The organism is Grimontia marina (genome assembly GCF_900060185.1).
Classification (GTDB): Bacteria; Pseudomonadota; Gammaproteobacteria; order Enterobacterales; family Vibrionaceae; genus Enterovibrio; species Enterovibrio marinus.
In genome coordinates, this window is the sequence record NZ_FIZY01000008.1 from 26,042 (window position 1) to 49,744 (window position 23,703).

A 23,703-nucleotide genomic window follows, 5' to 3' on the forward strand; every position below is an offset into this window, starting at 1 on the left:
GGAATACGCGCTGACATCTCTATACAATGCTTCTGTGTGCCCCTTCTTTATGGGCCCACTAGCGAAGGAAGCCATAGGGTAAGTTGTGGGAAGAAGGCAATAACAAACACACCGAGCACCGAGGCGAAAACGAAGGGATGGATCCGTGAAGTAATCTGCTCGACACTCGAGCCGCCAATACCGGACGCAACAAAAATGTTCTCTCCCAGTGGCGGTGTCGCAAATCCTATCGACAACGTACATATCACGACTATGCCAACGTGTGTGGGATCTGCACCCAGCATGTACATGATGGGCAATAGAACGGGCACAATGATCATGATGGCCGCCAGGGTTTCCATAAACATGCCAATAAAAAGCAGTAGCATGATAGTCAGGGCCCAAACCAGATACATGTTGTCCGTGACACTCAATAGCGCGTCAGCCACATGAACCGGAATTCGCTGCTCGATAAGAAGACGCCCGAAAACCGTGGCAGCGAAGAGAATCAGCAGAACCCGGCCAGTTATCCATGTTGTGGTGGTCAAAGACTTAAGCACATTCTTAAATTTCAGTTCTTTATGTAAAAAGAACCCCACAAACAGCGAGTAGAAAATCGCGACCACAGCCGACTCAGTTGGCGTAAAAATGCCACTATAGATGCCGCCCAATATCAAAAAGGGCGCGAGAATCGACCATACACCCCGGCGTAACGAGTGGTTGATGTCAGGAAGAGACCAGGACTCCATCAAGCCTTTGTAGCCACGACGTTTTGAGATGTAGTAGTTGGTCAATATCAGGGTTGTCGCCATGATCAGTCCGGGAACAACACCTGCAATAAACAGTTTGGGGATGGAGACAGTATCGAACTCGCCATGCAGGGATATTGCTTCTGGCGGTGCCATCAACCCCATCGCAGAGATTCCGAAAATGACAATTGGAATGGACGGAGGAATGATTATTCCTAAGCCGCCGCTTGCAGCTGTCACCGCTGACGCGTAGCTCGCTTCATATTCGCGTTTTACCATGGCAGGTATCATCAACATCCCCACTGCTGCCGTGGTGGCTGGACCTGAACCGGATATCGCGCCAAAAAAAAGACAGGCAAAAACCGTTGCCGCTCCCAGTCCGCCTGTCACTGGTCCTGCCATGTTCTCAGCGATATCGACCAATCGGCGTGATATACCGGACGCTTCCATCAAGGCTCCCGCCAAGACAAAAGATGGCAGAGCCATCAGTGGAAAGTTCCCTACAGACGTAAATGCGATTTGCACCAGTGCAATAGGGTTTTTATCCAAAATCAGGTAGGCCGCCATCGATGCGCCAGCCAATGAAACGGTGATAGGCGCCCCAAGCACCAGCAGAACTAAAAAACCACCAAATAAAATGAGTGTTAAATAGGCTTCCATAAGGTTGAATCCCTTCTCGCTATCTCGTTACCGCCGACCTATGGCAGCTTTGGAATGTCCATCTTTTTTTCGCTGAGCTTGCGGATCTCTTCTGCCTCTGGGTCATCGTGTTCAATACCTTTCAACCGGTCGATGACATTCCATAGAATCCGTATCGACATCAGCAAAAACGCGATGGGCAGAATCATGTAGATGTACTTCATTGGGATACCGGTGGTTTGAGACTTCCAAAATAAGTTCATCTTGTTGAAAACAAAGTCATAACTCAGGTAAACAAAATACAGATTGAAAGCAATCCAGAGCAGATCGGCGATCGTCTCGCAGACGGTTTTTACGATGGGTGGAAAGTAGTTAAAGTGGAAAGAGACTCGGTTATGAGCAGACATTTTTGCTGCGACAACAGCACCTAAATAGGTAAACCAAACGAATAAATAGGTCGCGACTTCGTCTCCCCACGGAATGGAGTATTGGAAAAACTGTCTTACTAGGATCTGCGTAAACAACAGCGTGACAAACACCGCCAGAAACAAGCAGCAGATGTATTCTTCAATCCTGTTTAGGTGACGACGCACTGTTAACATTATCGACATGCTCTTACTCTCAACGTTCAGGCTTCAAGGGTGAGTTCAATAGTTAACCCATCGGACACACTTTGTGCCCGACGGGTATTTCGATTATCGACCGAGCTGTTTCAGTACGTTATCCAGTTTTTCTTTACCACCGATGCTGCTATAGAACTTCGGCCAAACAACGGTTGTTACGCTCTCAATCCATTCTTTTTCGTTATCAGCAGGCTCAGTGATTTCCATGCCTTTTGCTACCAGCTCTTTCTTGATGCGATCTTCCGTATTTTTAAGAAACTCAAAGCTATTTACCGTGGCTTCCTGACCAGCCTCTAAAATAGCCTTTTGCATTTCGGGTGATTGGTCCTGGAAGACCGACTCACTGATGATGAGTGGCTCCATCGAGAAGATATAACGAATATTGGTCACGTACTTCTGTACCTCATTGAATTTCATGGCAGAAATAGTGATGTAAGGATTGTCCTGACCGTCAACTACACCTTGCTGGAGGCCGGTAAAGGTTTCCGACCACGCCATGGGTGTAGGGTTAATACCCAGCGCTTGATAGGAAGCAATCATGATTTCATTGCGGGGAACGCGGATCACCAAACCTTTGAGATCTTCAGGCGTTTTGACAGGGCGTTTAGAGTTAGTAAGAACGCGGAAACCCGAATACGCCCAACCAACAATTCTGACCCCTGCATCACGTATGGTGTTCTCCACAAGCTCTTTGCCGATATCGCCTTGCGTCAGCAGTCTCGCTTCTTCTGCTGACTGAATCACGTACGGCATCGTCAACAAGCCAACAGTGGGAGAAAAAGGCGTCACGTTGTTGATAGCTAATACAGAGAAATCAAGCAAGCCGATGGCTGCATTGTTGACTGTGTCTTGCTCGGTACCTAGCTGGCCATTGGGAAAGAGGTCAACCTTAGCTTTACCACCCGTTTTATCACTGAGTTTTTCAGCAAACGTTTTACCCAGTTCCCATTGTGTACCACCAGCAGCATCACCCAGCGCCATTTTGAATGTTTGAGCGTATAACTGCGGAGTGGTCAGCGCCATGCTGAAAGCGGTGAAAATAGCGAGGACGTTACTACGAATTAATTTCATGATCTTAACCTCTTTAATTAATGTATTGGTTCTGACTTTCCTCGGGTGCTAGCCACCCAATACAGGTGGCAAAACGTTATGCTAGATATCTGTGTTATTGCCCCAAACCACCTGAATCATCTATTTGCGGCAAGTTTGGTATCATGCTTGGTTCCATCAAACAGGTGCGCTGCAGCGAGCGCCTATCAATTTCTGATTCGAATTCATGCGCCTATATCTCTAGAGCACTTCGTCTTTTAAGTGATACCAACGATATAGGAACCGCTGCCCAAGCCGCCGAAATGGCGCAAAGTGTTCTGACTCAACAAGCTCCCTTACATTTGGATAAGGTAACTTTGACTGGAAAATCGGAAGATTGAGGTCTTTTGTGTCACCCGCAATCCACTGCGCTAACCGTTTGCCAGCCTGCGCGGAGTACATCACGCCATTGCCTCCATAACCCAATGCGTAATAAAGGGTCTCAGATTCGTTTGGTTGGAAAATCCTCGGCATCATGTCATGGCTCACATCAACCCAGCCCCACCACGAGTAGTCGATACTGATACCTTTTAACGCAGGGAATTTTCGAACCATGTCCGCGTACAGCTTGTCCTCGTACTTCTGCTTTGGTGCATCGAAACCGGTAATGGCGCTACGCGAGCCAATTTGTAGCCGATTATCCGGAAGTAACCGGTAGTAATGCCGAAGAACACGGGTGTCTGTGATAATCTGCGTTGTTCTGAAATTGCACGCCTCAATTTCTGAGGGTGTTAAAGGCCGCGTTACCATGGAATTAGACAGTATCGGCAACAAGCGGTTTTTCAGCTGAGGATGCAGCGATTGGGAGGTATAGCCCCCTGTTGCAATCCCTACGCTTTGTGCTTTTACCGTGCCATGTGGTGTTTGCAGGTAGTGGATGCCTTTTCGCGTCTCCCACCCAGTCACAGGGCTGGCAGGGTGTACTTTCACGCCTAAAGCACGTGCTTTTTTCAAATAACCAAAGGCCAATTTACCCGCATGTATGCCAATACCCTCAGGCTCGTGCAACGCCCCTGCCGCTTCCACATCGTTGACGTATTGTTCTTTGACAGTCTGGGCATCAAAGATTTGAGCATCATAATTAAACGTTTTACGAAGCAGTTGCGCCTCTTTGACTAGCCCTGGCATCACCTTCGCTCGGTGAGCAATATAGAGATGTCCGCCCGGCTGGGGATCACAATCGATGTCTTTGATCAGCGATTTGAACGTTTCCATGCCATCTACACACTCTTGATGCATGCGAAGCGCCGTATCTAGTCCCCATCGCTCAATCCACTGTGAACGCTTTAACCGGCCAGAAGCGCATTGAGCCTGACCACCATTTCTGGTGCTGCATCCCCAACTGGTGCGGTTCGCCTCTAGAACAGTCGCTTTAATGCCATAGTTTTCTGCCAGAAAAATAGCAGCGGTCAGTCCGGTAAACCCCGAGCCGACGATCACCACATCAGCATCAGTATCACCGGGCAGTGGTCCATCGTCTTCCGGTGGCGTACCCGCCGTACCAATCCAATATGAAGGAGAATAATCCCTACCCTTGCCCGGCGTCGCATCCACAAGGGGATCGTAGGCGGGGTCATAAGCATCAACTGCTGGCGTCGGGGAGCGGGAGAGCTCCTTTTCGACACCAGATATCTCTTGACTGGCTGATTCCATTGCTTGCTCCGATATCAATTGCTACAAGAATCCCAACAACAATCAAACCACTAAGGCAGGTCTGTCTTTGCGGAAGGCATTTTTCACTGCAATCTTGCCGTCACGGAGCGTAAACACATCCACCATGCGCGCTTCTATCCGGCTGCCATCAGGCTTTGTTGCACAGAAAGTAGACTCAGTGATGGCTTTGCTCCCGGATAAAATCGTGTGCTCTGCATCTTTCCAACACACATCAGGAAAGGTTTTCCAGACTTGCTCAAATGCATCGCGGACGGCATCAAACCCTGAAATAGTGGTGCCTTGCAGTTCACTACCGGCTGCCGTAAGAAAAACGCAGTCATCCGTCATAAATGTCATCAGTGCTTCAACATCATGGTCATTCCACGCTTTCGAAAACGCGTCCAAAAAGTCAGTAGTGATGGAATCCGGTTTTGCCTGAGTCGTAGGGTTGTTCACGTTAAAACTCCTTTTCATCCGCGGTCAGCGCTTTAAGCTGATCCTTGTTATTTTTGAAATCTGTCTCGGGTTAATTTTTTAGAGAGGTCTGGCCGAGAGCACTCAGCCAAACACTCACTCTTTATTTAAAGAATTTTCCTTCTCGGTGCTGTCGACTTCGCGACACGCGGTTAAACGTAATCCTGATACTTTTCTAGGAAGCGAACAGGTGTAGAAAGCGCATCACGACGGAATGGGTCTCCCAACTCTTGGGTACACATGATTTCAATCACGGTGGTTTTCCCTTCGTTCATTTGTTTGTCGATGGCTGCTTTGAGTGCTGGGCCAACATCTTCCAAACGATCTACAGTGATACCTTCCGCACCCATCGCACGTGCAATTTCTGCGAAGCTTTGGTTATCCAATTCGCCCGCCACAAATCGACGGTTGTAAAAATCAACCTGGTTCTTCTTCTCTGCGCCCCATTGACGGTTATGGAATACCACTGCGGTGACTGGAATGTTGTGTCGTACACAGGTCATGGTTTCAACCAGGCTCATTCCCCACGCACCGTCACCAGCGTAAGAAATAGCGGGTCTGTCTGGTGCTGCCATTTTGGCGCCAATAATGGTTGGGAAAGCGTAACCACAGTTACCGAAGCTCATTGCCGCGAAGAAGCTGCGGGGCTTTTCGAATCTTAGGTAGCTGTTAGCAATGGAGTTGATGTTGCCAATGTCAGTAGAGACCATGACATCCTCAGGCATGGCTTTTTCAAGCTCGCGCAGGACTTGGCGCGGATGGAGGTATTCGCCACCGGAAAATGGAGTTTCATTCGCGTTGTGCTCAATCATATCGAGGCTGAAAGCGTCTTTTTCATGCGTCCACTCATCCAGCTCTTTTTCCCAGGCATCTTTTTCCTGTTTCATGATGCCGAGACGCTCTTCTTTATTGCTGTCACAAGCCAGCTCTCGGCTACTTAACCGTTCAGTCAGTGCCACCGCTGCTGCTTTCGCATCACCACAGATACCAACTGAAATTTTCTTCACCAATCCCAGCATTTTGTTGTCAGCGTCAATCTGGATGATTTTGGCGTTCTGCGGCCAATAATCGAGACCATGTTGTGGCAAGGTGCCAAATGGACCCAGACGGGAACCCAAAGCAATGACAACGTCTGCTTGCGCGATCAATTTCATCGCCGCTTTTGAGCCTTGGTAGCCCAGTGGACCACACCATTGTGGGTGTGAAGCCGGGAAAGAGTCATTGTGCAGATAGCTGTTTACCACTGGCGCACCTAAACGCTCAGCCAGCGCTTTACACTCTTCTACAGCGTCAGCCATTACCACGCCGCCACCGGAAATGATCACAGGGAACTTGGCTTCTGCGAGAATATCAGCAGCCTCATTCAAGCTTTTCTCACCGCCAGGACCACGGTCTAAACGGGCAGGTTTTGGAATTTCACAAGTGATTTCACCATAGAAATAGTCGCGCGGAATATTCAGTTGCGTTGGGCCCATTTCGCTCATGGCTCTGTCAAAGCAGCGTCCTGTGTACTCCGCCATTCTTGCTGGGTGAGTGACATGTCCTTGGTATTTAGTAAATTCCTGAAACATTGGCAGCTGATTACACTCTTGGAATCCGCCCAACCCCATGGTCATGGTTCCTGTTTCCGGTGTAATCATCACCACTGGGCTGTGTGCCCAATAAGCCGCTGCTATCGCAGTCACACAATTACTGATCCCTGGGCCATTCTGTCCAATCACCACCCCATGATTCCCTGATACACGTGAGTAACCATCTGCCATGTGCGCTGCACCTTGCTCATGAACGACCGGGATCATTTGAATACCCGCAGGCGCGAAGATATCCATCGCATCCATGAATGCAGAGCCCATGATGCCAAACATCGTTGTGACGTTGTTTGCGACCAGTGTTTCCACGAATGCTTCTGATGGCGTCATCTTGGTTGGACCTTCAACAACAGTGCGCATCGATGATTCACTCATAATGTTCTCCTTGCTAAATTTCATATTATGGAATTTAATGTTTCGTTATACGGAATTTAAAATTTAGTTAATGACATGTTTCGGGATTGGTCAACCAAAAATTCATATAACGGAACTTTTGATATCGAAAGTCTCACCAGCGAGAAATCGCCTCGTTGGTAAAAACAAGACATAAGAAGGCTCGCTAAAGGCTTAATAACGGAGGAAAAATGGAGAGGACGATGATGCAAGGACCCGATATCCAGGTGTCGGCCAAAGAAACATTCGGTATCGATACAGGGTTAGTTGTACCCGCTTTTTCCAGCACCAGCGAGTTAGTGCCCAAAATCGACCCTGACTATGTCTTCAATCCAGAAGTGACCAGTGCGATTCTCGCGGGCTTCGCTCACAACCGGAGAACACTGATTCAAGGGCTACATGGCACGGGTAAATCCACCCACATTGAGCAAGTTGCAGCCCGGCTTAACTGGCCTTGCATGAGGATTAACCTTGATGGGCATATCAGTCGATTGGATTTGGTAGGAAAAGATACCTTGGTGATCCGAGACGAAAAGCAGGTCACCGAATTCCAGGACGGTATTCTGCCCTGGTCTGCGGCACAACCGATTGCGCTGATCCTCGACGAATATGACGCCGGCAGACCTGATGTCATGTTTGTTATTCAGCGCTTACTTGAGAAAGACGGAAAGCTTGTCCTGACTGACAAAAACCGGGTGATAGAGCCTCACCCTTCATTCCGCCTGTTTGCCACAGCCAACACTGTCGGTTTAGGCAATTTGCAGGGCCTGTATCATGGTACTCAGGTATTAAACCAAGCCCAGATCGACCGATGGAATCTGGTTGTCACTCTGAACTACCTCAAGCCAGAAACAGAAGCCAAGATTGTTCTTGCGCGTGTTCCATCAAAAAACACAGAACGCGGACGAAAGCTGGTGGCTCAAATGGTTGAGATTGCCAACCTGACACGCAAAGCGTTTTCAACCGGTGACATATCAACCTTAATGTCGCCACGAACCGTGATCACGTGGGCAGAGAATTGTGAAATATTCAGTGACCCTAGAACTGCCTTCCGCCTCACCTTCCTCAATAAATGTGATGAAGCTGAATGGCCAATCATCAACGAGCTTTATCAACGTTGTTTTAATGAGGAAGTCATCAAGGAAGACTCCGCTTTAACGGGTGCTGAAAGATGAGTCGCGCTCACCACCCCGAGCCCGCACCTTTTACCCGAGCCCAGCAGCGCAGACGGGAACTGACTCTGGCAACCATCCGATCGGAAACGGGCAACCCGGAGCTCAAACTTCGTGGTGAGCGTTTTTACAATGGAGCGGTGTATGTGCCGATCTCGGCCGCTCACTTACAGGCTCATGACCTTTACCATGATGCGCAAGCACAGCGCGGGCGGGCTGATTCAATTTCAGCGCGTCTATTATTCAGCGATCCTGATGTTCACCGCTCAACCATGCCTGCAGACCCTGTCGCTGGCATGCTGTATGACCTCCTGGAACAATTTCGCACAGAAGCTCTTCTCAGCAGAAACCACCAGCCAGGCACACAACAAAATATTCGCCATCGGTTTGACGCTTGGAGCAGGCTCGCATTGCACGCGAATCTGATGGAATCAAAGCTCGGTATCTTAATTTTCACTGTGATACAGATTGTCCGTTCACGCCTGTTTTCAACGCCCATCGACCCAGAAATTGAAGATTTAATAGAGGCGACCCGCGCCGGTATCACACCCAGTCTGGGTTCAGAACTGGCAGGTCTTCGTCGCAATAAAGACCATCAAACTTTTTACGGCCGATACGCTCTATCACTGGCTGAGAAAGTGTCCAACATGGTGAGTGAGTGTGAGAACAATGAAGATGGCAGTGAAAGGAGTGAGCAGATCCTCAGTGCTTTTCCCCTGTTACTCAACACGGATATAGAAGCCGACAATACCTACTCTTCAGTCACAGGGGGAAACAGCAAATCATTTGAAATGCACCGTCTTCAATATCGGGTTTTTAACCGTGAATTCGATACCGAGATCGACGCATGCAGTTTGGTGAGAAAAGCACAGCTTACAGAATTTCGCTCACATCTTGATAAACGCTTTCTTCATCTGGGACTGAACCTTCGGGAAATATCCAGACGCCTACTGCTTTGTTTGAACCAAAAAACGCGCGACGGCTGGCAATTTGAGGAGGAGGAAGGTTACATCGATGGAAGCCGCCTTCCACAGGCTGTCTCATCGCCTACGGAAAGGCGCGTATTTATCAAAGAACACTTCGTTGAACGTCCTGATAGCGCTGTCACCCTACTGATTGACTGCTCCGGCTCCATGAGACAGCACATGGAAAACATTATCCATCTCGTTGATGGGCTGGTCAGGGCACTTGGCATTGGTGGCGTGCCTACTGAAGTTCTGGGATACACAACCTGTGCTTGGAATGGCGGGCGGCCTTACAAAAAATGGCTAATGACAGGTAGGCAAGCCATGCCAGGCAGAATGAATGAAGTGTGCCATTTGATTTTCAAAGATGCTGGAACACATTGGCGCCAAGGCTCTAAAAACCTGGCGGCATTGATGAAGGGAGATATTTTCCGTGAAGGTATTGATGGCGAAGCGATTGAATGGGCATGTGCAAGGTCGCGTCAGATAGATGCCTCAAGACATCTATTGCTGGTGATATCTGATGGAAGTCCGATGGATACCGCCACCAACCTGATCAATGACGACTTCTATTTGGATAACCACCTCAAGCAAGTCATAGCAAGCCGAGAAAAACAGGGCGATATCATCACTGCTCTGGGTGTGGGTGTGGACCTTAGCCGCTTTTACCCACTCAATTTAACCTTAGACATCGACTTCCAACCTGATAGTGCGACTTTCAACGATGTCATCACACTGATTGCAGAATCAGTACGAAGATCTGATGGCAAAAGGAGGTCATGAAAACCGTGATTTAGTCGTCAACGCCGAAGCGGGATAAATGGCAGAGGATTTCATTTTTCAAGATGGTTTGTTGTCATTTTCCAGAATTTTGATATATATGGCGGGTATGGAATAAGGGAGAACCATGAAAACGAAGAACAAATCTGATCTGGCTGTTGTGGACGGCGACACGCCAACATTACGTCTATTTTCATTGCTGGAACTTATCGCTAAAAAAGACGAATTTTTCTCGCTACAAGATCTCACCGAAGAAACCAACATCCCTAAGCCTTCACTGCATAGAATGCTTCAACAGCTGGAAAGTGCGGGTATCATCCAGCGCGACGGTGACGACAGACACTATGGTAAAGGCGCAAGACTGCGTCATATGGCAGAGAATGTCTTGCTCAACTCCACCACGCACAGCGCACGACACAACCTGTTGAGCCAATTAAGAGATGAAGTGGGTGAAAGCTGTAACCTGACATCCCTGTCCGGCGGTGAGGTCATTTACGTAGACCGCGTTGAAACGGAAGCTCCATTGCGTTTCCATTTACACCCTGGTTCCCGAGTCCCCGTTCACTGCTCAGCAACAGGTAAACTGTTTCTGGCCAATATGACCCCTTCTCAGCGCCGCAGACTGCTTGGTAACTCTGAAATGACCGCCTTCACCGAGAAAACGATCACTGACCTGGCTTCGTTGGAGGAAGAACTGGAAAACGTTCGTGCCTGCGGTTACGCCATCGACAACGAAGAGTTCCTACCCGGATTGTTGTGTGTCGCGGTTCTTGTGCCATCCAAGCGCGGAAAATCCAATCTCGCTGTCGCCATTCAGGCACCTATCATGCGACTCAAAGCCGACCAAGCCTTACATTTCCTCCCTGCACTGCAAAGGGCATCTCTCGCGTTTGCGAAGATAGAAGAAGAAAGCTGGGGTGAAGATTCTTGATGCTACCGGTACACACCAAAAATACGAATATTCCAACTACTTGCCGATCCTAACGATTCCCCGTTGAGGAGTCTGAGGTTGGCCATTCGATGTCTTCCATTGACGTGATATAGAAAGCTCTTGAAAAGAACTCTCTTCTCAAAATAATAAGAATAACAATCAGGAAAACAGCATAGAAAACATAAGGATGGATAATCCAAGCCAGTGAGGATATTCCAAAGTAATAAGCTCGCACACCATATTGAAAGTGGTATGAGGCCAGCACGCTCATTTCGGAGAGTTTGTTGACAACGAGGCTCGTCGCTTTTGAATCCTTTTCACTCGGCTCTGGCGCTGACCCCAGCATAAGCAAAGAGTTCGCGTGTAAACCCATAGACCACGCAAATTCAAAAAACGCAATCACCATGATAATCAACAAACTCGTTATTTTTAAAACCACTGCCTCCTCTGTCGTGCCATTCAAGTAAGAAAATGAGTTTAACTTTTCGGTGATTGAGTGGCTTGCACCTAATAGCGCAACTAAGCCGCTAATAACAAAAACGGTCGTTGTAGCGAAGAAAGACACATTGTGAATCAATCCTCGCACCAAGCTGACATCCGTAATTCTCTCATGGCGCCAGAGCATCTGGGTTGCCCACGCTTTTCTCCACAACATCATTTGGCTGGAAATATTCTTCCCAAATATCGCCTTACTTATAGGCTCATAAAGAAATAGAGACAAAAAGAGAACAACAAGTGCAACCAAATCTCCGTCGTTTAGCTTTAGTAAGAATTCACTCATCCTCTGCCACCCATCACGCCTTTCATTCTTTGATCGCATCTGACCAGGCTGACATCACCTCTGTGATACCAGCATTCTCAAGTTGGCCACCGACAACCTGACTCGAAATGATGCTTGGGCAAGCGAAGTTGAACGGATATATCGTCCTCGGGGCTAATTTGACCTGTTGTATTGTTCCCCTTAAATCTTCAATGAGGTTTTCATCCATTGTGTCATCCACAATCGTGAGCTCACTGAGGCTGGTATCTATCCTTGGCATACACATCGCTTTCTCTATATCCATCTTGTAATCCAAGATAAACGAGGAAAGTTGCGCTTCAGCAGGCATGATCTTGCGTCCACCCGATGCACCTAACGCGAAACAAAGACCATCGTTGCGTTTGAGAATGGTGGGACACATATTCGCCAAGCATTTTTTGTCCGCAGCGAGCGAGTTTGGCTTATTAGGTTCCGGATCAAACCACATGATCCCATTGTTCATAAGAATGCCACTGTCTCCCAACATCAACTTGGAGCCAAAAATGGAAAACAGTGTCTGGGTCACCGATACGCAATTTCCCTCAGAATCAACAACGTTAAAATGTGTCGTGCAACTAGGTGCTACTTCCTTACGTTCATCTCCCATAAAGCGGTAGCGCTCTTCGTTCGCTAACCTAATTGCAGTGTCGTAGACCTTGTAGGCTTTTGAGTCAGGAGAATTGCCCTCTGGCTGCCAATTCTCCATCAGTGAAAAAGTGCGTTTTAAGGTTGGACCGGCAGTCATTGACGGCGTACCAAATATGGTATGGTCGCGATAACTGTATTTGTCCGCAGTCTGCAGAGTGGCTGTGTAACTTTCGAAGTCTTCCAAACTATGCCTGCCCCCTGCTTTAGCGAGTTCATTGACCATAGTTCTTGCTAACTCCCCGCGGTAAAAACTTTGATGGCCTTCTTCCGCTATGGTTTCCAGCGTTTTAGCCAGACGTGACTGATCGCAGACGTTCGATGAATGAGACGTCCACGCTGAAGATTTAGGGAAAAGACCAGAATCCAAAAACGTCTCCGCAGACGCTTTAAACGGCACCAGATCTTTGGCGACGGAAGAAATAACTAACTGTGCATACCAGTCAACGACCAGCCCTTTCTTAGCAAGGTCTATGGAAGGCTCAATGAGTGCTTTCCAGGGAAGAGATGAAAAATGCTCAGCAGCCAACCCCATTCCAGCCACTTGGCCAGGAATAGCAACCGCGAGCGCTCCCGTCACATTCCTGTCTTCATGGACGCGAGTCCAAGGAAACAAATCTGTCGCTGAACCTTCAACCAGCGGATAATCTTCGACGTTAAGATTCTTAGGGGACTTCATACCGAAGTTGATCACCTTAACTTCGTCAGTTTTAGCTAAACGAATCACCATAAAGCCGCCACCACCGATACCGCTCATCCAGGGCTCCGCGACGCCTAAGGCGAACGATGTTGCTATTGCCGCATCCACTGCGTTTCCGCCTTTTCTTAGAACCTCAGCACCAATTTCTGACGCAATACGGCTTTGTGACGTCACCACACCTCGGTGCGTACGAACAACTTTCTTCTTGATATTCCACGAGGATGATTGAGACAAACTCACTGTTAAACTCCATTTTTATTCGTATTACGACGGAAAATCACCACCGCAGATATGACTGATAAAGCTAAAAACAACACAGAAAGTGGTGTAGAGACGAAGTTTAAGCAAAATGGATATTGCATAACCAATCAAGAGATAAGCCACGGAAAGATAAACATTTCTGTACCCATACTGAATTACGACAAAGAAATAATAGCCTGCATTGTCGCCATATTTAAAACGAGCGAATGGGATGAAAATCGCTTAATTAAAGAGGTTTTCCCTAAGATCCAGGAGGTAGCTTCATTCATCAGGGTTCCCTCAAGATAGAGTAGTAATAGCCAAATGATATGGAAAAGCTGTTCTATAATGCTGCAAGTTTAGCTTCAACGAATTAGGCTCAGTATCTCTTTAAATTCAGGCTCCCGACAATCTTTCACCAGTTCATAAAGACACATTTCCAAACCTGTGATTTCAACACCACTTTTCTTTAAACGATCGATACCTAGCTGCACATTGGAAGAAAGACGAGAAGAAACACAATCACTGACGAGCTCCACCTTGAACCCTAAATCAGCCAGCCCTTTTGCCGTTTGATAGACACAAATGTGTGCCTCGATACCACAAACTAACCAAGAATCCACATTCAACGAGTTAATAGCTTCTAGAAAGTCCGGGGCATCACACGCATTGAAAGTAAACTTTGGTATTGGATGGATTCCATCTAGGTGAACGCTTAGCTCTTCTACCGTGCGACCTAACTTTTCCGGGTTTTGTTCAAGTAGAACAATGGGTAAGTCGAGAGCTCTGGCCCCTGCAATCAATTTTCCACAATTGGAAATTAGCATCTGACTGTGATGTACTGTACGAGCGAGCTTCCCCTGAATATCAACAATAATCAGTCCCGTTTTCTTCCGTGATAACATGTCAACGCCTCTAGTGTGATGATGCTGAGTCTATGCTATTGGATTAGGTATTCCAGTAACGCCATCCCCGCTGATAAACGCCATCCAGACCCGCGAGCAGGGCGTTTGACTTTCAACAGCACTCAATCAAAACTGAACATGCTTTCAAGATCATGTCGAGAGTAGGCTTTAAACGCCAGCATAGTATCCGTTTTTACGATCCCATCAATCTTAGCCATTTGCTCTGTAACAAGCCGCGATAGATCATCGGCTTGCTTCACTCTGACAATCGCTATCAAATCATAAGCACCGCTGACAGAAAAGACTTCGGACATTTCCTTTAGGTCCGCCAACTGTTCAGCCACAGTATTGATTTTATCGCGTTCAACATTGAAAAAGATGATTGACGTAAGCATGAGACTATCTCCTGTTTATTACCGCCACTTGCTGACGGCGTTGTGGTGTATCGTGACGACTCCTCAAGAGAGTAGCTTTCCACAACCTGGAACCTTCGCTTCCAAACCCAAGTTAGTAAGAATTTGATGTGTTGTCGCCACTGCTGCTGAAATAACGGGTATCCCACATTCATCTTCCACGATTTGTATGGCAGCCAACGATGGCATTTGGACACACGCCGACAAAACCAATACATCAATCCCTGTCAGGTCAAGTCGTTTATATATATCGACCAGATTAAAGGGGTCTTGTGCAGCAACTTCAAGATTATTGGGGATTTCAAGTGAGATGGCATCGTGCACTTCGATCCCTTCATATTCAATGTAGTCGCAAACCAATTTCGTCAAAGGTTTCATGTAGGGCGTAATCAATGAAATTCTTTTTGCGTCCATCAGCTTTAAGCAATCTATCAGTGCGCCAGCAGAGCTTACAATGGGAGTTGGATAGCCGTTAGCTAGGGTGACTTCATGCAGCCTTTTCTGGCTTTCACGATGATAACCATTGCCTTGCGCCATAATGGCAACAAGGCATGCATATCCCATGACATCAACATCGGCATCTGACAACTCCAATGCACACCGGTCGCTGTCACTGTCCATTGACTTGAGCTCCTCCGGCGTGACGTGCTTCATTCTCATTCGACTGGAATGGAAAGAAAATGTCTCCGGGTAAAATTTCTCCCTTACCCTCAACATTGCAGGAATTTCACGTTCCATCGTGAGGTTAGAGCTGGGGACAATTTGCCCAATTTTATACGTCCTGGTCATTATACCGCTCCAATGTTGATCACTGGGTTCCTAATTACCCCTATGCCTTCGACGCCGCACTCAATAACGTCCCCCGGCCACATCCATTCTTGTGGGTCGCGCCCTGCACCCACTCCAGAAGGTGTCCCTGTAGCAATGATGTCACCTGGCTCCAAGGTGATACCTGTTGAAATATCAGAAATCAGGGTGGGGATATCGAACAGCAAATGCCGTGTATTCGAGCGCTGCTTTTCCACACCATTTTTAGTCAGCCATAATTCGAGATTGTGCGGGTTTTCGATAGCGTCTGCCGTCACAATACAGGGCCCCATTGGCGCGTAAGAGTCCTGACCTTTGGAAAAAATCCATTGTCCGGCTCTGCGGTTATCACGGGCAGAAACATCGTTGATCACGGTGTAACCAAACACGTAGCTCATCGCATCTTCTTTCTTGATGCGCGTTGCCCGCTTGCCGATAACAACCGCTAATTCTACTTCCCAATCCAGTTGCTGGGTCATCGCGGCGTTATGTTGGATGGGTTCACCTGTCGCGATAACACTGGTGGGTGGTTTTGAAAATACAACCGGTTTTTCCGGCAAATCTTTAGACGTATCCAGCGATTTTGCCGACTCAGCGACATGCTCCACGTAATTTAGACCGATGCCAAAGATGTTCTTTCTCGGCTTAGGGATCGGTGCCAATACAGTGACATTTTCTATCGCAGTGGCGATACCTGGCGGCCGAATTGATTCTGTATGCTCTAACGCCCGGCGAATTGCCGCCACGGCGTCCTGACCTTGATCGATCAATCCAAGCATATCCTTGGAAAAGGTCTGCCCGAATGCATCTCCCAATCTTTCAACATCCACGACCATATGGTCTACGACAACACCCAAGCGAGCTTCAGCGTGTGGCCCGTTTCGATAAGTGATAAGTTTCATTTACACATCCTTCGTGATTTGAATATATACAAACTGAGCTATCAGATTCTGAAAACAACTCTCTGGCTTTACGCCTCAACAAGTTGATGCCCATTGTTATCAACCAAGGCTTGCTCCACATAAAAGCCCAGTTTTTTGATGGTTGGTAAATCATTAAAAGAAAACAGACAGGCATCTTCCGATGATGACGTATTGACGTGCTCGTGCCACATCCATGTCGGTACGCAGAAAATGTCTTTCTCTTTCCAATCAAACCGCTGCCCATTGATAATCGAATATCCAGAGCCTTTGGCTACTTGATAAATAATGTTACCCGTATGGCGATGCGCTTTGGTGTGCTCAGACGGTCTCAAGAGTTGTAAACTGGCCCCCATGGTCAGCATAGGATCGCCCCCAGTTTGAGGATTGACATAGCGCATAATAACCCCGTCATAGGGTGAGCCATCTGTGACTTTTGAGTAGTTCAACAGCGCTTCGTAGCTTTGATCCCACGAATATTTCATTAACGGGGAATAAGGTTTATCCCACTTATCTAACTCTGGTCGTAAACCCGGTGCGCCATAGGTCAGTGGGCTGTCATTTTCTGGCAGGGTAACCGTTTGGTATCCCTCTGGGTGAACAGCATAGAAGTTGGATTCCAGCACGTTGGTTAAAGGAATATCTAGTCCGTCTTGCCATATACTGGTTTCCCCATCTTCGGAGACACCATGCTCATGCCATGTCCCATTTGGGGTAATGACAAAGTCACGCGCACCAAGGTCGATTTTATGACCATCCACAATGGTATAAGCGCCTTTGCCTTCCATGATGAACCTTAACGCCGAGGCCGCATGTTTGTGTGCGCCTGCCCTTTCTCCGGGTTGCATCACTTGCAAACCGGAAAACAGCCAACCACAGGCAGCACTGACGTCTGTCCGTTTGGGATTTTTCAAATACACCACACGTCTACCAGCATCTTCAGGGCTCACTAAATCCAGTGATTTCAATACCAGCTTTCGGAGTACTTCATTTCGCCAAACCACAGGCTCTGATAATGCTTTAGGCTCCCAGGGCTCAATCGCATTGGCGACTTTCCAAAATGCCCCAGTGTGTACTCCTTCAAGTTCGGAGTAGTAATCCTCCAGAACCTGGTTATCTTTCACTCTTGACCGGCCAAGTTGGTCATCAGAGCGATTCTGGTTGCTGCCAACGCTATCCTTTACATTGTTCATACTGCTCACCCTCTGTATGCGTACTGCCCTGTGCCGACTAACGTTCTTGAGAAGCCTGAGCGTCGGAAGGCTCATCTTTCGCGATCTCTTGATTGTCTGATTGACGGATCGGGTGTTGCTTGGTGCGATTGACCGTCAGTTGAAAAATATCGAACCGGTTGTAATGCCCAACAATGTCATGCATTTGCTTTGGCTGAATGCAGCGTGTCAGGTCAATATCGGCATATGCAATACCTTCCTCATCAATCAACTCATCGCCGACTGATCGACCATCAGGACCTATGACGCCCGAGTAACAACTGGATTTTCTCTCCATCAGCTGGCGAGCATCAGGTCTGATTTTCTCCATCTCTTCGATGATTTCTTCGGATATGGTTGAGGTGGAGACAACGGTGAACACCTTGCCTTCGAAGGAATGCGACATTGCCCTGAGCTTGATGGCTTCGGCCATGTCATAGTCAGCAGGCGCGACAGGCAGAGAGATGTAACTTGCGGTGTGAACCAGTTCACCCTGCGCCAATAAACTGTAACGCGCCAATGTGTTGGTGTTCTCTCCGCATGCCAGGCCACCGAGTGGGCCAATGTCGGTGTCGTATACCGTCAAGCTAGCGCCGTCACCGCCCGTCCATGTGAGTTTTTCGGCCCATGTGGGAACCAACTTGCGATGTTTCCCCATGATCTGACCGAGCGGGTCAATAAAAACCAGTGTGTTATATAAGGTACCCAAGGATGTTTTGGAGCGTTCGTTAACACCAATCACTACATACACATTGCAAGCGGCAGCTGCTGCGCACACTACATCAATCTCAGGGCCAGGCACAAAGATGGAGGCTTTCACCAGCTTTTCGAACCATTCACTGCCAGTAACAGGGTCCGTGATCCAGTTCCAATAGGGATAACCGGGCACGAATGATTCAGGAAACACCACCAGCTTTGCACCATTTTCCGAGGCTTTTGAGATGAGTTGTGCCGCTTTTTCTACTGTGCCATCTGCGTCAAGAAATACGGGGCTCGTTTGCACGGCAGCAGCTTTGAATGTTGGAAATTCTTTCATTGCATCTTCTCCATGCCAGGCGACAACATCGATGTGATTTTTTCGCGAATCGCGTCATCCCACTTACAGGATTTTCCCCCTGAATCGACGTTCACCAGCGTGAGAGATGACGTAAAACGTTCTTCGCTATTGCACATGGCGATAACAACAACGCCCATACTCGAGTGACCAAGATGCCTGGGCTCAAGCAAAATCTGTAAACAATCCCCGTGCCTGCTGGGAGAATGAAAACGGGTACTGATCTCCGCTGTTGGTAAGCCACCGTTTTTTAGCAGCTCTTCAAATGGCCGCTGCAACACATCGGAGAAAAACATCTCCACAACGTCATTTATCATTTCAAAATACCGGGGATAAAAGACAATTCCAGCCGGATCACAGTGCTTAAAAAGCACTTTCTGTTTGATTATAAAAGCCATCTTTAGACCCCTAAGCGCTCATTTAACGTTTCGTCATCAAGCGTATTTAAACACCCTTCCCACACGCTCATTCCTCGCTCTAGGATCACCGCGCGGTCCGCCACACTCGATAGCTCTTTTATCGATTTATCAATGAGTAAAATGGCCATGTCTGACGTTGCTTTTAGTGCTTTGATCGCACTCCATATTTCCTGACGTACAATGGGCGCAAGACCTTCCGTTGCCTCGTCTAATATCAATAACTTAGGATTAGTCATTAGGGCTCTTCCTATCGCAACCATTTGCTGCTCGCCACCCGACAGGGTTTTACACGACTGGTGCGCCCGCTCTATCAGGCGCGGAAATAATTCGCCGACTTTTTCAATATCCCAATGGCCGGTTTGGGAACCGACAATCAGGTTTTCTTGAACCGTTAAGTTCGGGAAACAGCGTCGCCCTTCAGGCACCAGCCCAATCCCTAAACGCACCGCTTCATAAGACGCCATCGAGTGTAAGGAGCGATCCAGAAAACGTATCTCTCCTTGGGTGTTGGTCAGCATTCGGCATATCGACTTTATGGTCGTGCTTTTCCCCATGCCATTGCGCCCCATCAAGGCAACAACTTCACCTTGATCAACCGTTAAGTTCACATCAAAAAGGGCTTTTGATGCGCCATAAGAGGCTTCTAATCCAGCGACCGTGAGTAGATTCATATCAAACACCTTCCTCTTCGGACTCTTCACCTAAATAGGCTCTTCGAACATCCGGATGTGACCGAATTTCATCAACTGTGCCGTTAGCAATGACCTCGCCGTACACCAAGACACTGATGGAGTCTGCTAGCGCAAATACGGCATCCATGTCGTGCTCAACAAGCAGAATCGGTGCGTCGAACTTCAATTGCGACAACAGCTCTGTCATTTCCAACGCCCCCTCGCTTCCCAGTCCCGCCATGGGTTCGTCAAGTAGAAACACTTTGGGCTTCAAAGCAAGCGCCATAGAAAGTTCAAGTCGTCGGCGCTCTCCGTGGGCAAGTTCTGATGCGACGGCTGTGAGGCGATGCTGAAGCTTGGTCTTAGCCGCAAACTCTTCCGCTTGTTCGTTCAGACAGGGATCAGACATCCAATGTTTAAAGAAGTGAAAACAGCCTCGCTCTCGCCCTTTGATAGCCAGAAGGATGTTTTCCATCACAGTAAATTCCGGCACGACAGAGGAGATTTGAAAGCTCCTACCTAAGCCCATTCTCGCTCTTTCCACCACCCCAAACTCTGTGATGTCTTTATTCAAAAATTGAATTTTCCCTGCATCCGGCAGAAGCTCACCCGCAATTTGTTTAATCAAGGTCGACTTCCCGGCACCATTGGGACCAATCAGGGCATGTATCTCATTTGGGGCCAACTCAAATGAGACGTTCTGCGTCGCTTTTAGCGCGCCAAAGGATTTTGACAATCCACTTACAGCCAAAACAGGATCACTCATGCCCCTCCCCCTTCTTCGATAGCATTGAGACAATGCCGCCTTTGCCGTAGAGCACAACGAACAGCAGAATCAGGCCTAGGTAGATATGCCAAAAATCACTTAATCCGCCCAGCAGGTACTCCAGAAACACAAACACACCTGCACCCGCCACCGGCCCAAACAACCGCCCCACACCACCTAGAATCACGAAGATCATGATTTCACCGCTCAATTGCCAACCAAACATTTCAGGGCTGACGAAGCGATTTAAGTCGGCATATAAAGCCCCAGCTAACCCAGTGATCATCCCTGAAATCACAAACGCAATGAGTCGAACTTTCATTGGATGAACACCAATGGCTTCTACGCGCCCAGGGGCTTGTCGCACTGCTTTTAGCACCATGCCAAATGGCGAAAAACGAAGTCGAGCAGTGAAATAGAGCACCACCGACAGCAATACAAACGTGATCAGGAAAAATTGGAGAGGGTCTAGGGTATCCAAACCAGGAAAGGTGTTTCTGGAATAGATAACCAGCCCGTCTTCACCGCCATAGCGTGACCAGCTAATGGCAAAGTGATACAACATTTGACCAAAGGCCAAGGTCGCCATAATGAAGTAGACGCCCGACGTTCTAAGGGACAAAAGCCCAATAATGAACGCCGCGATACCACTCGAAATCAGTGCCACCAACCAAATAATCGGCATAGATTGCGTACCTGGAAGGGTAAAGATGCCTTCATACAGCGGAACATAGTCTTGCGCGTGGCTGGCAAGAATACCCATAGAGTAGCCACCCAGCCCGAAAAAAGCGGCGTGACCCAAGCTCACTAAGCCGCCATAACCTAGCGCAATGTTTAAACCAATTCCTGCCAGAGCAAAGATGGCAACACGGGTGGAAAGCGTAATCAGAAATGTTTCTTCCACTTGGTATGCGATAAATGCAATACAAGGCAGAATAAGGTAGAGCAGCACATTGAGTGAGTTCGAAGACAATGGGCTTGCCAATTTAAGTGAATGGGAACGGATCATTGCGATGCTCCATACAGACCTGCCGGTTTAAACAGCAATACCAAAGCCATAAGGATGTACACCAGCATCGAAGCGATGGTAGCCCCTGTTTCGTGCGCTTCAGGACCAAACAGCGAGATGAAGCTGATGGGCAGCAAGTACCCTCCTAAGGTGTCCACGAGACCCACTAAAATTGCGGCATAAAATGTCCCTTTAATGGAGCCGATACCACCAATCACCACCACCACAAACGCGATGATCAGAACCGGTTCACCCATGCCAACCTGCACCGACTGGATTGCACCGACCAAGGCGCCGGAAAGCCCTGCTAATGCCGCACCAATAGCGAATATCACTGTGTACAATTTAGAGATATTCACACCCAAAGCGGCGATCATTTCCCTGTCGCTTTCCCCTGCCCGGATTTGAATCCCCAGCCGGGTTTTACTGATCAAAAGGTGCAGTGCGACGGCAATACACAAGCCAACAACAATTAACACCAAACGATACAGTGAATAGTTGATTCCACCGGGAAGCGTCACTGGGCCTGATAGGTAATCAGGTATGGACAGGTACAGGGGAAACGAACCAAATATCAGCCTTGTCCCTTCGGAGAAAATGAGGATGAGCGCAAATGTAGCCAGTACTTGATCGAGGTGGTCACGCGCATACAGCTTTCGCATGACCGTGCATTCCACCAACACCCCAACAAGCCCCGCAACCACCACACTCGCTGCAATACCAGCGAGAAATGAGCCGGTGATGCTTGCCACATAAGCCGCCGCAAACGCACCTACCATGTAAAGGGAACCGTGAGCCAAGTTAATCAGTCCCATCACGCCGAACACCAAAGTCAGCCCCGATGAGACGAGAAACAGCATGACACCTAGCTGTATCCCGTTTAATAACTGCTCTACTATGAGGAGTAACGACATCTTCTCACCTACACCCTTGGCTAAAACTTACACTCGGGCGAATAAGCGTCTGCATGTGCTGACAGTACCGTGGAGACCACTTTATTGGTGTAGATGCCGTCTTCTTTCACGACTTCTCGAACATAGTAATCTTGAATCGGGTGATGGTTAGGCCCGAACTCGAAACCGCCACGTACTGATGAGAAATCCGCTTTTTCCAGCTCAGCCCGGAATTGGTCAGGGTTTGAAATTGACACCTTCGAATTAACATTGGCAAGAAGGACTGCCGCGTCAAAGCCTTGACTCGCATAAAGAGATGGTAGGCGACCGTACTTTTCCTTAAATGACGCTACAAATGCTTTATTCGCTTCATTATCAAGGTCCTTGTTCCACTGAGAGGTATTACTCACACCCTCTGCTGCCTCTCCAACCGCTGCTAGAATGGTTTGATCAAAACTAAAAGCAGGGCCAATTAAAGGAATTCCGACGCCGCTGTCAGCATATTGCTTGAGGAAAGAAACACCCATGCCACCAGGCAAAAAGAAATACACGCTATCTGCACCCGATGCGCGAATCTGGGCAATTTCAGACGCGTAATCGGTTTGTCCTAGCTTAGTTTTTATTTCTCCTGCCAACTCACCACGGTACAACCGCTTATACCCATTCAGTGCATCTCTTCCCGCTGGGTAATTCGGTGCCATAATGAAGCTATTTTTATATTGCTTAGCGTTGGCAAATTCACCGGCCGCCTCATGTAAATTGTCATTTTGCCAAGCTACATTGAAATAATTTTTGTGACAACGCTTGCCCGCCAATAAAGATGGCCCCGCATTTGGAGAAATATAAAATTTACCCTGTGACAGACTGCTTGGGACAACCGCCATCGCAATATTTGAGAAAACAATCCCTGTTAACACATCTACATCTTCGGATTGAATCATTTTGTCAGCGACTTTTATTGCAATATCAGGTTTACGCTGATCATCCTCTACAACCACAGAGATATTCCCGCCCCCTGCTTGTTCAACACCTAGTAGAAAACCATCTCGAATATCAATACCCAACGCAGCCCCGCCACCAGAAAGTGTCGTAATTAAGCCTACTTTGAGTTCATTGGCATACGATGTTGACACCAAAAAAAATAACGATATAGCTATTGATAGGTTTATCTTTAACTTCATAACATTATCCTTAACCACCACACAAGATGGTATT

General features: G+C 47.9%; 23 protein-coding genes. 3 read left to right on the plus strand and 20 right to left on the minus strand.

The genetic code is table 11. The features are described 5' to 3' along the window. Positions 1 to 47: 47 nt before the first annotated feature. The 6 genes from GMA8713_RS06010 to xsc form a co-directional block, all read right to left on the minus strand. Positions 48 to 1,388 carry a TRAP transporter large permease gene (locus GMA8713_RS06010; RefSeq protein ID WP_046303199.1) on the minus strand — a complete coding sequence of 447 codons (1,341 nt, stop codon included), beginning with the start codon at positions 1,386 to 1,388 and terminating at the stop codon, positions 48 to 50. 38 nt (positions 1,389 to 1,426) lie between these two features. Continuing rightward, the gene (locus GMA8713_RS06015; RefSeq protein ID WP_046303200.1) at positions 1,427 to 1,978 is read right to left on the minus strand and encodes a TRAP transporter small permease; all 552 of its coding nucleotides are present in this window, start codon (positions 1,976 to 1,978) and stop codon (positions 1,427 to 1,429) included. Between the two features lie 84 nt (positions 1,979 to 2,062). Further along, positions 2,063 to 3,013 carry a TRAP transporter substrate-binding protein gene (locus tag GMA8713_RS06020; protein ID WP_422615191.1) on the minus strand — a complete coding sequence of 317 codons (951 nt, stop codon included), beginning with the start codon at positions 3,011 to 3,013 and terminating at the stop codon, positions 2,063 to 2,065. A gap of 267 nt (positions 3,014 to 3,280) precedes the next feature. Next, positions 3,281 to 4,732, minus strand: a complete 1,452-nt coding sequence (locus tag GMA8713_RS06025; protein WP_062706831.1) for an FAD-dependent oxidoreductase — start codon at positions 4,730 to 4,732, stop codon at positions 3,281 to 3,283. 42 nt (positions 4,733 to 4,774) lie between these two features. After that, positions 4,775 to 5,206 (minus strand): nuclear transport factor 2 family protein, encoded by a 432-nt coding sequence (locus GMA8713_RS06030; RefSeq protein ID WP_198159458.1) that lies wholly within the window; start codon positions 5,204 to 5,206, stop codon positions 4,775 to 4,777. Between the two features lie 152 nt (positions 5,207 to 5,358). Next, the gene (xsc, locus tag GMA8713_RS06035; RefSeq protein ID WP_062706835.1) at positions 5,359 to 7,170 is read right to left on the minus strand and encodes a sulfoacetaldehyde acetyltransferase; all 1,812 of its coding nucleotides are present in this window, start codon (positions 7,168 to 7,170) and stop codon (positions 5,359 to 5,361) included. 209 nt (positions 7,171 to 7,379) lie between these two features. Here xsc and GMA8713_RS06040 point away from each other — a divergent pair, with 209 nt between their 5' ends. From GMA8713_RS06040 to GMA8713_RS06050, 3 genes are all read left to right on the plus strand, one after another. Continuing rightward, on the plus strand, positions 7,380 to 8,363 hold the full coding sequence (locus GMA8713_RS06040; protein WP_062706837.1) for an AAA family ATPase: 984 nt from the start codon (positions 7,380 to 7,382) through the stop codon (positions 8,361 to 8,363). Next, complete coding sequence (locus GMA8713_RS06045; protein WP_062706839.1) at positions 8,360 to 10,108, plus strand: cobaltochelatase CobT-related protein; 1,749 nt, start codon at positions 8,360 to 8,362, stop codon at positions 10,106 to 10,108. Before GMA8713_RS06040 ends, GMA8713_RS06045 begins: the two co-directional genes overlap by 4 nt. Before the next feature lie 124 nt (positions 10,109 to 10,232). After that, the gene (locus GMA8713_RS06050) at positions 10,233 to 11,036 is read left to right on the plus strand and encodes an IclR family transcriptional regulator (RefSeq protein ID WP_002538697.1); all 804 of its coding nucleotides are present in this window, start codon (positions 10,233 to 10,235) and stop codon (positions 11,034 to 11,036) included. A gap of 49 nt (positions 11,037 to 11,085) precedes the next feature. On the opposite strand, the gene GMA8713_RS06055 is transcribed toward GMA8713_RS06050, so the two are convergent. From GMA8713_RS06055 to GMA8713_RS06125, 14 genes are all read right to left on the minus strand, one after another. Beyond that, the gene (locus tag GMA8713_RS06055) at positions 11,086 to 11,817 is read right to left on the minus strand and encodes a DUF599 domain-containing protein (RefSeq protein WP_062706955.1); all 732 of its coding nucleotides are present in this window, start codon (positions 11,815 to 11,817) and stop codon (positions 11,086 to 11,088) included. Between the two features lie 22 nt (positions 11,818 to 11,839). Further along, positions 11,840 to 13,420 (minus strand): gamma-glutamyltransferase family protein, encoded by a 1,581-nt coding sequence (locus tag GMA8713_RS06060; RefSeq protein WP_062706841.1) that lies wholly within the window; start codon positions 13,418 to 13,420, stop codon positions 11,840 to 11,842. Positions 13,421 to 13,785: 365 nt separating this feature from the next. Then, positions 13,786 to 14,325 carry an isochorismatase family protein gene (locus GMA8713_RS06070; RefSeq protein WP_062706846.1) on the minus strand — a complete coding sequence of 180 codons (540 nt, stop codon included), beginning with the start codon at positions 14,323 to 14,325 and terminating at the stop codon, positions 13,786 to 13,788. A gap of 122 nt (positions 14,326 to 14,447) precedes the next feature. Then, complete coding sequence (locus tag GMA8713_RS06075) at positions 14,448 to 14,720, minus strand: Lrp/AsnC family transcriptional regulator (RefSeq protein WP_062706848.1); 273 nt, start codon at positions 14,718 to 14,720, stop codon at positions 14,448 to 14,450. 63 nt (positions 14,721 to 14,783) lie between these two features. Continuing rightward, the gene (locus GMA8713_RS06080) at positions 14,784 to 15,527 is read right to left on the minus strand and encodes a maleate cis-trans isomerase family protein (RefSeq protein WP_062706850.1); all 744 of its coding nucleotides are present in this window, start codon (positions 15,525 to 15,527) and stop codon (positions 14,784 to 14,786) included. Next, entirely contained in the window at positions 15,527 to 16,447 is a 921-nt protein-coding gene (locus tag GMA8713_RS06085) for a fumarylacetoacetate hydrolase family protein (RefSeq protein WP_062706852.1), read from the minus strand. The genes GMA8713_RS06080 and GMA8713_RS06085 overlap by 1 nt, the downstream gene beginning before the upstream one ends. A gap of 68 nt (positions 16,448 to 16,515) precedes the next feature. Further along, on the minus strand, positions 16,516 to 17,658 hold the full coding sequence (locus GMA8713_RS06090) for a cupin domain-containing protein (protein ID WP_062706854.1): 1,143 nt from the start codon (positions 17,656 to 17,658) through the stop codon (positions 16,516 to 16,518). A 37-nt stretch (positions 17,659 to 17,695) separates the two neighbouring features. Continuing rightward, positions 17,696 to 18,712, minus strand: coding sequence for a carbon-nitrogen hydrolase family protein (locus GMA8713_RS06095; RefSeq protein WP_062706856.1), 1,017 nt, complete (start codon positions 18,710 to 18,712; stop codon positions 17,696 to 17,698). Continuing rightward, positions 18,709 to 19,128: an acyl-CoA thioesterase gene (locus GMA8713_RS06100; protein WP_062706858.1), complete on the minus strand. Its 420-nt coding sequence runs from the start codon at positions 19,126 to 19,128 to the stop codon at positions 18,709 to 18,711. Before GMA8713_RS06100 ends, GMA8713_RS06095 begins: the two co-directional genes overlap by 4 nt. Before the next feature lie 2 nt (positions 19,129 to 19,130). Continuing rightward, positions 19,131 to 19,820, minus strand: a complete 690-nt coding sequence (locus tag GMA8713_RS06105) for an ABC transporter ATP-binding protein (RefSeq protein WP_062706860.1) — start codon at positions 19,818 to 19,820, stop codon at positions 19,131 to 19,133. Between the two features lies 1 nt (position 19,821). Continuing rightward, positions 19,822 to 20,586, minus strand: a complete 765-nt coding sequence (locus tag GMA8713_RS06110) for an ABC transporter ATP-binding protein (protein WP_062706863.1) — start codon at positions 20,584 to 20,586, stop codon at positions 19,822 to 19,824. Further along, the gene (locus GMA8713_RS06115) at positions 20,579 to 21,595 is read right to left on the minus strand and encodes a branched-chain amino acid ABC transporter permease (protein ID WP_062706865.1); all 1,017 of its coding nucleotides are present in this window, start codon (positions 21,593 to 21,595) and stop codon (positions 20,579 to 20,581) included. Before GMA8713_RS06115 ends, GMA8713_RS06110 begins: the two co-directional genes overlap by 8 nt. After that, positions 21,592 to 22,509, minus strand: coding sequence for a branched-chain amino acid ABC transporter permease (locus GMA8713_RS06120; RefSeq protein ID WP_062706867.1), 918 nt, complete (start codon positions 22,507 to 22,509; stop codon positions 21,592 to 21,594). The genes GMA8713_RS06115 and GMA8713_RS06120 overlap by 4 nt, the downstream gene beginning before the upstream one ends. A gap of 20 nt (positions 22,510 to 22,529) precedes the next feature. Continuing rightward, the gene (locus tag GMA8713_RS06125; protein ID WP_062706869.1) at positions 22,530 to 23,669 is read right to left on the minus strand and encodes an ABC transporter substrate-binding protein; all 1,140 of its coding nucleotides are present in this window, start codon (positions 23,667 to 23,669) and stop codon (positions 22,530 to 22,532) included. Positions 23,670 to 23,703: the final 34 nt, after the last annotated feature.

Excerpts from the sequence above, each read along its gene's own strand:
- GMA8713_RS06010 (WP_046303199.1), bottom strand. The coding sequence starts at position 1,388 with ATGGAAGCCTATTTAACACTCATTTTATTTGGTGGTTTTTTAGTTCTG.
- GMA8713_RS06015 (WP_046303200.1), bottom strand. The coding sequence starts at position 1,978 with ATGTCGATAATGTTAACAGTGCGTCGTCACCTAAACAGGATTGAAGAA.
- GMA8713_RS06020 (WP_422615191.1), bottom strand. The coding sequence starts at position 3,013 with ATGGCGCTGACCACTCCGCAGTTATACGCTCAAACATTCAAAATGGCG.
- GMA8713_RS06025 (WP_062706831.1), bottom strand. The coding sequence starts at position 4,732 with ATGGAATCAGCCAGTCAAGAGATATCTGGTGTCGAAAAGGAGCTCTCC.
- GMA8713_RS06030 (WP_198159458.1), bottom strand. The coding sequence starts at position 5,206 with ATGAAAAGGAGTTTTAACGTGAACAACCCTACGACTCAGGCAAAACCG.
- xsc (WP_062706835.1), bottom strand. The coding sequence starts at position 7,170 with ATGAGTGAATCATCGATGCGCACTGTTGTTGAAGGTCCAACCAAGATG.
- GMA8713_RS06040 (WP_062706837.1), top strand. The coding sequence starts at position 7,380 with ATGGAGAGGACGATGATGCAAGGACCCGATATCCAGGTGTCGGCCAAA.
- GMA8713_RS06045 (WP_062706839.1), top strand. The coding sequence starts at position 8,360 with ATGAGTCGCGCTCACCACCCCGAGCCCGCACCTTTTACCCGAGCCCAG.
- GMA8713_RS06050 (WP_002538697.1), top strand. The coding sequence starts at position 10,233 with ATGAAAACGAAGAACAAATCTGATCTGGCTGTTGTGGACGGCGACACG.
- GMA8713_RS06055 (WP_062706955.1), bottom strand. The coding sequence starts at position 11,817 with ATGAGTGAATTCTTACTAAAGCTAAACGACGGAGATTTGGTTGCACTT.
- GMA8713_RS06070 (WP_062706846.1), bottom strand. The coding sequence starts at position 14,325 with ATGTTATCACGGAAGAAAACGGGACTGATTATTGTTGATATTCAGGGG.
- GMA8713_RS06075 (WP_062706848.1), bottom strand. The coding sequence starts at position 14,720 with ATGCTTACGTCAATCATCTTTTTCAATGTTGAACGCGATAAAATCAAT.
- GMA8713_RS06080 (WP_062706850.1), bottom strand. The coding sequence starts at position 15,527 with ATGACCAGGACGTATAAAATTGGGCAAATTGTCCCCAGCTCTAACCTC.
- GMA8713_RS06085 (WP_062706852.1), bottom strand. The coding sequence starts at position 16,447 with ATGAAACTTATCACTTATCGAAACGGGCCACACGCTGAAGCTCGCTTG.
- GMA8713_RS06090 (WP_062706854.1), bottom strand. The coding sequence starts at position 17,658 with ATGAACAATGTAAAGGATAGCGTTGGCAGCAACCAGAATCGCTCTGAT.
- GMA8713_RS06095 (WP_062706856.1), bottom strand. The coding sequence starts at position 18,712 with ATGAAAGAATTTCCAACATTCAAAGCTGCTGCCGTGCAAACGAGCCCC.
- GMA8713_RS06100 (WP_062706858.1), bottom strand. The coding sequence starts at position 19,128 with ATGGCTTTTATAATCAAACAGAAAGTGCTTTTTAAGCACTGTGATCCG.
- GMA8713_RS06105 (WP_062706860.1), bottom strand. The coding sequence starts at position 19,820 with ATGAATCTACTCACGGTCGCTGGATTAGAAGCCTCTTATGGCGCATCA.
- GMA8713_RS06110 (WP_062706863.1), bottom strand. The coding sequence starts at position 20,586 with ATGAGTGATCCTGTTTTGGCTGTAAGTGGATTGTCAAAATCCTTTGGC.
- GMA8713_RS06115 (WP_062706865.1), bottom strand. The coding sequence starts at position 21,595 with ATGATCCGTTCCCATTCACTTAAATTGGCAAGCCCATTGTCTTCGAAC.
- GMA8713_RS06120 (WP_062706867.1), bottom strand. The coding sequence starts at position 22,509 with ATGTCGTTACTCCTCATAGTAGAGCAGTTATTAAACGGGATACAGCTA.
- GMA8713_RS06125 (WP_062706869.1), bottom strand. The coding sequence starts at position 23,669 with ATGAAGTTAAAGATAAACCTATCAATAGCTATATCGTTATTTTTTTTG.